Annotated in this window: 10 protein-coding genes; 4 read left to right on the plus strand and 6 right to left on the minus strand. The window is 71.0% G+C overall.

Going from position 1 to position 10,287, the window contains the following annotated elements; all coding sequences use genetic code 11:
- Window positions 1–376, plus strand: a 376-nt coding sequence (locus tag IZR01_RS44640; protein WP_194927371.1) for a neutral/alkaline non-lysosomal ceramidase C-terminal domain-containing protein, incomplete at its 5' end; no start/stop codon positions are given.
- Window positions 377–423: 47 nt separating this feature from the next.
- Here the strand turns inward: IZR01_RS44640 and IZR01_RS44645 are convergent.
- The 3 genes from IZR01_RS44645 to IZR01_RS44655 are packed head-to-tail and all read right to left on the minus strand — an operon-like array spanning window position 424 to window position 2,335.
- Window positions 424–1,125, minus strand: coding sequence for a hypothetical protein (locus tag IZR01_RS44645; protein ID WP_194894956.1), 702 nt, complete (start codon window positions 1,123–1,125; stop codon window positions 424–426).
- Window positions 1,122–1,979 (minus strand): ABC transporter ATP-binding protein, encoded by an 858-nt coding sequence (locus IZR01_RS44650; protein WP_194894955.1) that lies wholly within the window; start codon window positions 1,977–1,979, stop codon window positions 1,122–1,124. Before IZR01_RS44650 ends, IZR01_RS44645 begins: the two co-directional genes overlap by 4 nt.
- A complete protein-coding gene (locus IZR01_RS44655; protein WP_194894953.1) occupies window positions 1,976–2,335 on the minus strand; it encodes a GntR family transcriptional regulator in 360 nt (119 codons plus the stop codon). Before IZR01_RS44655 ends, IZR01_RS44650 begins: the two co-directional genes overlap by 4 nt.
- A gap of 174 nt (window positions 2,336–2,509) precedes the next feature.
- Between IZR01_RS44655 and IZR01_RS44660 the strand changes: the two genes are divergently transcribed.
- Window positions 2,510–2,956, plus strand: a complete 447-nt coding sequence (locus IZR01_RS44660; RefSeq protein WP_194927372.1) for a SigE family RNA polymerase sigma factor — start codon at window positions 2,510–2,512, stop codon at window positions 2,954–2,956.
- Window positions 2,957–2,999: 43 nt separating this feature from the next.
- Here IZR01_RS44660 and IZR01_RS44665 read toward each other — a convergent pair whose 3' ends face one another.
- The 3 genes from IZR01_RS44665 to IZR01_RS44675 all read right to left on the minus strand — a co-directional run bounded on the left by IZR01_RS44665 (window position 3,000) and on the right by IZR01_RS44675 (window position 7,886).
- Window positions 3,000–4,382 carry an L-serine ammonia-lyase gene (locus IZR01_RS44665; protein WP_194927373.1) on the minus strand — a complete coding sequence of 461 codons (1,383 nt, stop codon included), beginning with the start codon at window positions 4,380–4,382 and terminating at the stop codon, window positions 3,000–3,002.
- Window positions 4,383–4,600: 218 nt separating this feature from the next.
- A complete protein-coding gene (locus tag IZR01_RS44670) occupies window positions 4,601–7,027 on the minus strand; it encodes an ABC transporter permease (protein WP_194927374.1) in 2,427 nt (808 codons plus the stop codon).
- Between the two features lie 79 nt (window positions 7,028–7,106).
- The gene (locus IZR01_RS44675; protein WP_194894945.1) at window positions 7,107–7,886 is read right to left on the minus strand and encodes an ABC transporter ATP-binding protein; all 780 of its coding nucleotides are present in this window, start codon (window positions 7,884–7,886) and stop codon (window positions 7,107–7,109) included.
- A gap of 174 nt (window positions 7,887–8,060) precedes the next feature.
- Here IZR01_RS44675 and IZR01_RS53865 point away from each other — a divergent pair, with 174 nt between their 5' ends.
- Window positions 8,061–9,332 (plus strand): sensor histidine kinase, encoded by a 1,272-nt coding sequence (locus tag IZR01_RS53865; RefSeq protein WP_323746353.1) that lies wholly within the window; start codon window positions 8,061–8,063, stop codon window positions 9,330–9,332.
- Window positions 9,329–10,111, plus strand: a complete 783-nt coding sequence (locus IZR01_RS44685; protein ID WP_228561284.1) for a response regulator — start codon at window positions 9,329–9,331, stop codon at window positions 10,109–10,111. Before IZR01_RS53865 ends, IZR01_RS44685 begins: the two co-directional genes overlap by 4 nt.
- Window positions 10,112–10,287: the final 176 nt, after the last annotated feature.

Raw genomic sequence — 10,287 nt, forward strand, 5'->3', positions numbered from 1 at the left:
CCCGAACACCGACCTGGGCCGGCAGACCTCGTTCTTCTGGGACGACCAGAGCGACAACCAGACCCTGGTCGTCGAGTTCGCCGCCGTCCACCCGGCCCACGACCCCCGGCGCGGCGGCACGTACTACGAGGTCCAGCGCCGCGAAGGCCTGTACTGGCGCCGGATCGCCGACGACGGCGACTGGTCGACCCGTCTGCACTGGACCCGGCTCCCGTCCGGCGACCACACCACGGTCTCCACGGTCCGCATCGAATGGCGCGTCCCGCCCGGCACGCCGCCAGGCCGGTACCGCGTCGTCTATCGAGGCGGCGGGCCCGGCCTGGCGGCGTTCGAGGGGCACAGCACCGAGTTCGACCTCGCTGTCGACGAGCTCTGATCCCCTCCCGCCAGAGCTCTGAGTCCCCTGCCGGATCGCGGGGCGTTCTACACCCGGGCCCGCAACATCAGCACCAGCCACCCGGCCCCGAACAGCGCCACCAGCGCCAGCGGGTACAGGGCGAAGTCGGCGAGCATCGGCTGGGTGGCGAAGAAGTGGCCGACGTGCCCCATGCTGTGGGTCAGCATCAGGATCGCCACGACCACGGCGGACACGAACGCCATGCCGACGCCCAGCACCCACAGCCCGAACCCCCCGAAGACCCGGAACGCCGCGCCGACGAAGGCCGTGGCCGTGGTCAGAGCCATCGTCGGGACGCCGTAGACCAGCGCCTGGGTGAAGAAGTCGTCCTGGTGGACGTGCGGCAGGTTGAGCACCCGGGTGTGGACGAACCAGCCATGGGTGGCGATCTCGATCCTGTTCAGCAGGGCCAGTCCGAGCCCGGCGAGCACGGCCTCGCCGAGGATCAGCAGCGCGGTGGCGCGGACGAACGCCCGCCGGGTGACGGACAGCGCCATCGAGAACGGGAACAGCTGGTTCATCAGCCACGGCTGCACGCCGATGCCGGAGGCGTAGAACGCGCACAGCGCCCCGGTGGTCCGGCCGGTGTACGGCGGGCTGCCGCCGCCCACCACCGCGAACAAGGCCGTCACGATCAGGATCGCGATGCCGATGCTGTACCACGGGACGGCGACCGTCACGCCCGGCTTCAGCAGCTGGATACGCAGTGCCTTGATGGTCTCGGTCATTTCGGGTCCCCCTGGTTGGTGGTGAGGACGATCAGTTCCTGGAGCGACAGCGAGTCGACGCTGACGCCCTCGGCCGGTCGTCCCGGCCGCTCGGCCAGCGCCACGCGCGCCCGGCCGCCGAGTTCGGAGCGGTGCAGTACCGGCACGCCGTCGGCATAGGCGGCGACGGCCTCGGCCGGACCGCTGACGGACACCGCGCGCCCGCGCAGCTCGTCCGCGTCCTGGTCCATCAGCACCTCGCCGTGGTCGATCAGCACCACGTGCTCGACCAGGTCGGCGACCTCGTCGATGAGGTGCGTGGACAGCACGATGGTGCGCGGGCGCTCGGAGAAGTCCTCAAGCAGCCGGTCGTAGAAGATCTGCCGGGCCACCGCGTCCAGGCCTAGATACGGTTCATCGAACAGGGTCAGAGGAGCGCGGGCTGCCAGCCCGATGACGATGCCGACCGCCGAGAGCTGACCGCGCGAGAGCTTCTTGATCGGCCGGTCCCGCGGCAGCTCGAAGTCCTTCACCAGCCGGTCGGCGTAGGCCCGGTCCCAGTTCCGGCAGGCGATCGCGGCGGCGGCGAGCGCCTCGCGCACTTTGAAGTTCGTGGGGTATTTCTGCGACTCGCGGATGAAGCACACCCGGTTCAGCACCGCCGGGTTCTCCCGCGGCGGCTGCCCGAACACCTCGACCCGGCCGGAGGTCTCGAACTCCTGCCCGGTGAGGATGCGCATCAGCGTGGTCTTGCCGGCCCCGTTGCGGCCCAGCATCCCGTGGATGGTGTCCGGCTCCAAGGCCAGGCTGACGCCGTCCAGCGCGGTGTGGCCGCGGTAGCGCATCGTCAGGTCCTCGACGGCCACGACGCTCATCGTCCCTCTCCCCACTTCTCGATCAGGTCCCGCACGTCCGCCGCGCTCAGCCCGAGCCGGCGGGCCTCGGCCAGCAGCGGCTCCACGAAGTCCCGGGCGAAGGCGTCCCGCCGCCGGTCCAGCACGCGCCGCCGCGCATCGCTCGCCACGAACATCCCGATGCCTCGCTTCTTGTAGAGGATCCCGTCGGTCACCAGCTGGCTGACGCCCTTGGCGGCGGTCGCCGGGTTGATCCGGTGGAACGCGGCGAGCTCATTGGTCGAGGGCACCTGGGTGTCCGCGGCCAGCGTGCCGTCCAGGATCGAGGACTCGATCTGCTCGGCGATCTGCTGGAAGAGCGGGCGGCCCTCGTCCATCACCGGTCCCTCGGTTCATTACTCATGTAACTAACCATGCAAGCGGGTAGCCTCTGCTGTCAAGGGTGTGGGGGGATGACTGGGGACGGCCGGGGACGACGAGGCCGAGGACCTGGTGCAGGGCGCGCTGGAGCGGGCCTACCGGCACTGGGGCCGGCGGCCCGGCAGGCGTACGTGCGGCGGATCCTGGCCAACCTGGCCCTCGACCACGGCCGGCGCCGGGGCGGCGGGACGCTGCCGTTGCTGGACCACGACCTCACCGCGCACGACGCGTACCCGGACGTGGACCGGCAGGACACCGTGATCAGAGCACTGCGACAACTGCCGCCGCGGATGCGCGCCGGGCACGCGGCCGACCTGGCTCGGCTGAAAACCCTTGGCGAGCCCGGCATTTTGCAGTTCCGCCCGGTGCTCGACCATTTTGACGAGGTGCCGCCGTCCCGGACGTGCACGGTGTCGACGGTGCGGACCGGCGCGATGGGCGCTTCTTTCGTCCCCCAGAAGCCACTCGCCGCGGGCCGTCCGGGCTCGAGTTCGAGACAACGAACCAGGCGCAGGCCTACCTGGTGGCCGCGATCCTGGCCACCCAAGGCCCGGCCGATCTGGAAGGCGCGACCGTGACCGTCAGCACCCGCTGACGGTCATCAGCCCTCGACGATGCGTCTCAGCACTCGATGACGTTCACCGCGAGCCCGCCGCGCGCCGTCTCCTTGTACTTCACCGACATGTCGCGGCCGGTGTCCTTCATGGTCTTGATGACCTTGTCCAGCGACACGTGGTGCCGGCCGTCGCCGCGCAGCGCCATCCGCGCGGCGGTGACGGCCTTCACCGCGGCCATGCCGTTGCGCTCGATGCACGGGATCTGCACCAGCCCGCCGATCGGGTCGCAGGTCAGGCCCAGGTTGTGCTCCATGCCGATCTCGGCGGCGTTCTCCACCTGCTCCGGGGTGCCGCCGAGGACCTCGGCCAGGCCGGCGGCGGCCATCGAGCAGGCCGAGCCGACCTCGCCCTGGCAGCCGACCTCGGCGCCGGAGATCGAGGCGTTCTCCTTGAACAGCATGCCCACGGCACCGGCCGCGAGCAGGAACCGGACCACGCCGTCCTCATCGGCGTCCGGTACGAAGGCCGTGTAGTAGTGCAGCACCGCCGGGATGATGCCGGCGGCGCCGTTGGTGGGGGCGGTGACGACCCGGCCGCCGGCCGCGTTCTCCTCGTTCACCGCCATCGCCCACAGCGTGGCCCACTCGTTGGCGCGCACTTCCTTGTTGCCCTCGGCCCGCAGCGTGCGCGCGATGCCCGGGGCCCGGCGCCGCACCTTCAGGCCGCCGGGCAGGATGCCCTCGGTGGTGATGCCGGCGGCGACGCATTCGCGCATCACCCGCCAGATCTCCAGCAGGCCGGCGCGCACCTCGGCGTCGGTGCGCCAGGCGAGCTCGTTCTCCAGCATCAGGCCACTGACGCTGAGGCCGGTCTGCGTGGCCAGGTCCAGCAGTTCGGCGCCGGTGCGGAACGGGTACTTCAGCACGGTGTCGTCCAGGACCACGCGGTCGGCGCCGACGGCGTCCTCGTCGACCACGAACCCGCCGCCGACCGAGTAGTACGTCTTGGTCATCAACGGTTCGCCGTGCTCGTCGTAGGCGAACAGCCGCATCCCGTTGGAGTGGTAAGGCAGCGACTTGCGCCGGTGCAGCACCAGATCGCGGTCCTCGGCGAAGGCGATCTCGGCGCCGGTGCCGCGCTCGGTCCCCAGCAGCCGCAGCCGCCCGGTCTCCCGGATCCGCACCAGATCGGTTTCGGCGCCGCGCACGTCCACGGTCGCCGGGACCTGACCCTCCAGTCCGAGCAGCACCGCCTTCGGGGTGCCGTGGCCGTGGCCGGTGGCACCGAGCGAGCCGAACAGCTCAGCCCGGATCCGCGCCACCTTCGGCAGCACATCCTCGTTGTCCAGGCGCTTGGCGAACATCCGGGCCGCCCGCATCGGCCCCACGGTGTGCGAGCTCGACGGGCCGATGCCGATCGAGAACAGGTCGAAAACACTGACCGCCATGCTTTGCCTCTCACGCCATTGTGGACTGGCAAATTCAGAATCAAGCGTCGGAATGCCGACCCTTCCGAGGGTATCAACCTCAGCGGGCCGGCATTCCTTTCACGATGCCCGAGAGCAGGCTTGTCGCCGCGTGCTACTCGCGTTCCCCTGCTCGACGGTCTCCGGCCTCATTCGGTCTCCGGCTTCATTCGGTCTCCGGCCTCATCCGGTTCCCGGCCTCATTCGGTCCGCAGCGCGGTGGCGGTCCGCGACCGCGCGGCCCAGCCGGCCGGCAGCAGCGCGCCGAGCAAGGCGATGACGACCCCGCCGGCCAGCAGCGGGAGGACCAGTCCCAGGCTGTAGGTGTTGGTCACGCTCGGTGGCAGGTGCATGCCGACCGCGTTCCCCATCGGCGTCAGCGTCGCTTTCTCCAGCGCGGTGCCGATCGGCACCCCGATCAGCCCGGCGATCAGCCCGGTCAGCGCCACCGACGTCAGCACCATCGACACCGTCTGGCGCGGCGTCATCCCGAGCGCCTTGAAGATCCCCAGGTCGTGGATCCGTTCGCGGGTGTCCTGGACCACGGTGTTCAGCACCCCGAGCGCCGCCACCACCAACAGCATCACCGACAGCGTGGCCACCAGCGCGCTCATCACCATGACCACGTCGGAACCGTGCCCGGACTGGTTGTCGTCCACGTCGGCGTGCAGTGGCGACAGGGCGGCGGTGGCCGAGGCGGCCCAGTCCGGGCCGCTCACCCCCGAGGCCAGCTCGACGTTGAACTGGTCGATCCGCGGCGTCAGCCCGGCGGCGGCGAACGTGGCGCTGTCGACCAGGACGGACCGGCCGCTGTCGTGGGTGTCGAAGGCCACACCGACGACCTTCAGCGTCAGCGGCTTGCCCTCCTGCACCACGGTGACGGCGTCGCCGACGTGCGTCCCCATCGCCGTGGCCAGCCGGTCGCTGATGACCGCCTCGCCGGGCCCGGAGTACCAGCGGCCGGAGATCAGCTCCATCCCGGTCCACGAGAAGTCGCCGGAGACCGTGTCCACGGCCGTCATGTCACCGGTCGGCGCGCCGACCACGGTGGCCCCGCTGTCGCCCCAGCCGAACGCGGCCTTCGTGCCCGGGACCGAGGCCAGGGCGGCGGACACCTTCGCGGCGTCCAGATGCGGAGTACGCGGGTCGTTCGGGCCGTACATGCCCCCGGGCGGACCGCCCTGCTCCGGATCCTCGCTGGTCGGCACCACGATCAGCGAGGCGGCGTTGAACCCGGCACTGCGCTGGTCCTGGAACTTGCTGAACCCGGTCTCCAGGCCCAGCGCGAACGTCACGCTGACCGCGCCGAACAGCACCGCGGCGCCGACCAGCGCGGCCCGGGCCGGCCGGGCGAACGGCTGGGCCAGCCCCAGCGAAACCGAGCGGGGCAGCGGCAGCCGGGAGGCCAGGCGTTGCGCGGCCCGGCCGCGTTCGGCCCGGGGAGCGCGGCCCACCACCAGCGTCTGCACGGCCGGAAGCCGGCCGGCTCGCAGCGCCGGGATCATCGCGGTCACCGCGACGATCGCCAACGTCCCCAACGGAACGAGCAGGCTGACCCACACCGGGAGCGTGGCCCCGCCCGAGCCCAAGTCGTGGCTGGTGCCGTTCAGCACCGGCACGGCCAGCAGGTTGCCGAACACGGTCCCGGCCACCACGCCGATCGTCGCCGGGATCAATGCCTGCGCGGCATAAGCACGGGCCACCTGCCCCGGCGTGAAGCCCAGCGACTTCAGGATCCCGATGCGCCGGATCCCGGACACCACCGCGCCGCTGACCACGATCGCGATGATCAGCACCGACAGGAACAACCCGAGGACGCCGAACACGATCAGGAACGGCACGAAGGACTTGGCGTTGCCGGTGGCCTGCGTCCGCGCCGTCAGGTAGGACTGCGCGCCCTCGACCGAGCCGGCCGGCGCGGCGGCGGCGACCGCCTGCCGGTCGGCGGTGATCTGCGCCTCGGTCCCGGCGGCGGCGAACCGGTACAGCATCTGCGAATCGGTCTTGGCCCCGGCCCCGGTCAGCCGGGCGAAGCCGTCGGCGGTGGTCCAGCCGGTCGCGGTGTCGGTCAGCGAGTTGGCGAACCCGACGACCTTGAACGACGGCTTGCCGGCCAGCGAGCTGAACACGACGGACTTGCCCAGGCACTCGCCGGGCCAGTCGTTCAGGACGATCTGGTTCGGGCCGGTCGGCCACGTGCCCCGGTCCAGCACGATCTGGTCCAGCCCGGCGCCGGCCGTCAGGTTCGGCCGGGTGGTCACGGTGACCGGCGGCGCGGCGGTGTCGGCGAAGGTCATGCCGGGGCCGATGCCCGCGGTGCAGTCCGGGCCGACCGTCGAGTCCAGCGAGGTGGTGATCGGGTAGGGGCCGCCGGCCTCGGTGACCCCGGCGGCGTGCGCGGTCGCGGCGGCCTGCGCGGCGGTCGCCTTCGCGCCGTCGAACTGCACGGCCAGGTGCGCGCCGCCGCGCTTGGCGAAGGCGTGGTCGAAGGGGGCCTGGACCACGGTCAGCAGGCCGAGGGACAAGACCGAGGAGGTGACGGCGGCCAGCGTGGTCAGGGCCATCACGAAGGACTGGACGCGGCGCCGGCCGACGCCGGAGCGCACCACCTTGCCCAGGGCGCTCATCGGGTCACCGCCAGCAGGAGGCGGGCCACGGCCCGGAAGCCGGCTTCGAAGAGGCGCCGGGGCAGGGGCGTGTGCAGCGTCATCGGACCGCTCCCGCCGGGCCGGTGACGGCGGCGTTCGCGGGAGTGGTCAGCGATGCGTCCCCCCGTGCCGCACCGTTGACCACGTCCCGGGCCACCGCGCCGTCCACCAACTCGATGGTCCGGTGCGCCGTGCCGGCCGCCAACTCGACGTCGTGGGTGACCAGCAGGATGGTCTGGCCCTCGGCGTTCAGGTCCAGCAGCAGCCGGCGCACGTCCTGGGCCGAGTGTGAGTCCAGCGCGCCGGTCGGCTCGTCGGCCAGCAGCAACGCCGGCCGGTTCATCAGCGCCCGGGCCACCGCGACCCGCTGCCGCTGCCCGCCGGAGAGCCGCTGCGGGTAGGCCTTGGCGTGCCGGTCGATGCCCAGCGAGCCGAGCAGTTCGGCAGAGCGGCGCTTGGCCTCGGCCTTGCCCATCCCGGCCAGCTGCGCCGGGACCAGCACGTTGTCCAGCACGGTCAGATCGTCGAGCAGGTTGAAGAACTGGAAGATCATCCCGATCGAGGCCCGCCGGTACTTGGCCGAACCCGCCTCCCCGAGCCGGTCCACCCGGATCCCGTTGACCGTCACGGTGCCGCTGCTGGGCCGGTCCAGCCCGGCGATCAGGTTCAGCAGCGTGGACTTGCCGCTGCCGGAGTGCCCGAGCACCGCCAGGCACTCCCCGGCCGCCACGGACAGGGTGACGCCGGCCAGCGCGGGCGGGCCGTCGTCGTACTTCTTGGTCGCCTCGCGCAGATCGATCATCAGCGGATTCGGCGGATTCCTCGACGGATTCGTCATGCCCACGAACCTATGGACGGACCGTGATCGCCCGCGTCGGCCTGAGTCATGAAACCCGGTACACCCCTGAGCTGATGCCCCGGCCTCGTCATCCTGGTGGTGTATCCCACAGACGTAGGCCCGTAGACGGAGCGGATGATGTGGACCGGCCCGGGTTCTTGCGACACTGAGCCGGTGAACAGGGACGACGAGGACCGGCGCTTGGTCCGCGGCGCGTGGGCGGCACTGCGCCGCCGCACGGGCGCGGCACCGGCGCCCACCCGCTGGGCCTGGGCCGCGGACATAGCCCTGGCCCTGGCGATGATGTTCAGCATCCTGAACAGCGGCTACCACCACGCGGTGATGTTCCCGGCGCAGCACGGGCCCTTCTACTCGGTCGACCACCTGATCCAGGTCGGCCCCCGCGACACCGTCCTGGTGATCATGACGGCCCTGCCCCTGAGCCTGCGCCGCCGCTACCCCCTGGCGGCGTTCTGGACCTGCGAGACAGCGGTCCTGCTCCTGCACGCCAACGTGTCGGACAGCAACGACACCGCGATCTTCACCTTCATGGCCGTCCTGATCGCCGCCTACAGCGCCGCCATCTACAGCCCCTACCGCGCAGCCATGGTCTACAGCCTCGGCCTCGGCGCCATCCTGCTCGCCGTCACCCGCGGCAGCCAGATCCCCAACGTCACCCGCGGCTTCGTCCCGTTCCTGTTCCTCATCCCGATCGTCCTGGGCGCCAACGCCATCGGGAACTGGAAGCAGCGCGTCCACGACCTCGAAGAGGGACGCGAGTCGTCGATGCTGCGCGCCGTCGAGCAGGAACGCGCACGGATCGCGGCCGAACTGCACGACGTGGTCTCGCACAACGTGAGCGTGATGGTGGTCCAGGCCGGCGCCGCCCGCAAGGTCCTGGACAAGTCCCCGGACCTGGCACGCGAGGCGCTGCTGGCGGTCGAGGACAGCGGCCGCGCCGCGATGGCCGAACTGCGCCACGTCATGGGCCTGCTGACGATGACCTCACAAGGCGGCGACCCGGCCGGCACCGCGGACCTCGCCCCCCAGCCCGGCCTGGAACAGATCCCCGCGCTGGTGGAACGGATCCGCAACGGCGGCGTCCGCGTCGACCTGGCGATCGAGGGCGACGTCATCCCGCTGCCGTCGGGCCCGGACCTGGCGGCGTACCGGGTGGTCCAGGAGGGACTGACGAACGCGGTGAAGCACGCGGTCGGCGCGCTGATCCGCGTGACCCTGGACTACACGCCCCAACGCCTGAAGGTGGACGTCGTCGACACCGGCGGCACCCCCTCATCCGCGGCCGCCACCGGCAACGGCCGGGGCCTGGCCGGCCTGCGCCAACGGCTGGCGGTCTACGGTGGCACCCTGAGCGCGGGGCCACGACTGACCGGGGGGTACATGGTGAGCGCCGTGATCCCGCTGCGAGAGGGGACCGGAGCATGAGCGGCAGAGTCGACTTTGGCGGCGTCAACGGCGGTGGTGGCGGCAGCGGTTACGGCAGCGGCAGCGGTTACGGCAGCGGCGCCGACGCCGGCGAGAGCGGCGCGAACCTCCGCGTAGTGATCGCCGACGACCAAGTCCTGGTCCGCACCGGCTTCCGCATGATCCTGATGTCCGAAGGCATCGACGTGGTCGGCGAAGCAGCCAACGGCGACGAAGCCCTACGCGTATCCCGCGAAACCCACCCCGACGTAGTCCTGATGGACATCCGCATGCCCGGCATGGACGGCCTGGAAGCCACCCGCCTCCTCCTCGCCGACACCCCCACCGACCACGAACCACCCCGCATCATCATCCTGACAACCTTCGACCTGGACCAGTACGTCTACGCGGCCATCACAGCCGGCGCCAGCGGCTTCCTCCTGAAGGACGTGAGCCCAGAACACCTGGTAGCCGCAGTCCGCATGGTCCGAGCCGGCGACGCGATGTTGGCCCCGGCCATCACCCGCCGCCTGGTCGAGCGCTTCGCGGTGCCAACCGTGAACCCACGCACAGAAGCGCTCCACAAGGACCTCGCAACCCTCACACCACGCGAGCGCGAAGTCCTCGGCCTCCTGGGCCGCGGCCTCTCCAACGCCGAACTGGCCGCGCGCTTCCACCTGTCGGAGGCGACGGTCAAGACCCACGTGGCGCGCATCCTCGCGAAGCTGAACCTGCGGGACCGGGCGCAGGCGGTGGTGGTCGCTTACGAGACGGGGCTGATCACGCCGGGCGTGGCCTGACGTGGCTGACGTGGCTGGTGCCATCTTCGGCCACTGCTAGTGCGGTGGTCGGATTGGTTCACCGGGTTGGTGGTGTGGTCACCTGTTGGACGAGAGTCGGGTGCGGAGGTCGCCGGTCGTGTACGGGGTTTAAAGGCGTTGTTGAGAAATCGGCAGATTTCGGCCAAATGTTCTCG

This window comes from Catenulispora pinisilvae (assembly GCF_015356865.1).
Taxonomy (GTDB): Bacteria; Actinomycetota; Actinomycetes; order Streptomycetales; family Catenulisporaceae; genus Catenulispora; species Catenulispora pinisilvae.

Excerpts from the sequence above, each read along its gene's own strand:
- IZR01_RS44645 (WP_194894956.1), bottom strand. The coding sequence starts at position 1,125 with ATGACCGAGACCATCAAGGCACTGCGTATCCAGCTGCTGAAGCCGGGC.
- IZR01_RS44650 (WP_194894955.1), bottom strand. The coding sequence starts at position 1,979 with ATGAGCGTCGTGGCCGTCGAGGACCTGACGATGCGCTACCGCGGCCAC.
- IZR01_RS44655 (WP_194894953.1), bottom strand. The coding sequence starts at position 2,335 with ATGGACGAGGGCCGCCCGCTCTTCCAGCAGATCGCCGAGCAGATCGAG.
- IZR01_RS44665 (WP_194927373.1), bottom strand. The coding sequence starts at position 4,382 with ATGGCGGTCAGTGTTTTCGACCTGTTCTCGATCGGCATCGGCCCGTCG.
- IZR01_RS44670 (WP_194927374.1), bottom strand. The coding sequence starts at position 7,027 with ATGAGCGCCCTGGGCAAGGTGGTGCGCTCCGGCGTCGGCCGGCGCCGC.
- IZR01_RS44675 (WP_194894945.1), bottom strand. The coding sequence starts at position 7,886 with ATGACGAATCCGTCGAGGAATCCGCCGAATCCGCTGATGATCGATCTG.
- IZR01_RS44685 (WP_228561284.1), top strand. The coding sequence starts at position 9,329 with ATGAGCGGCAGAGTCGACTTTGGCGGCGTCAACGGCGGTGGTGGCGGC.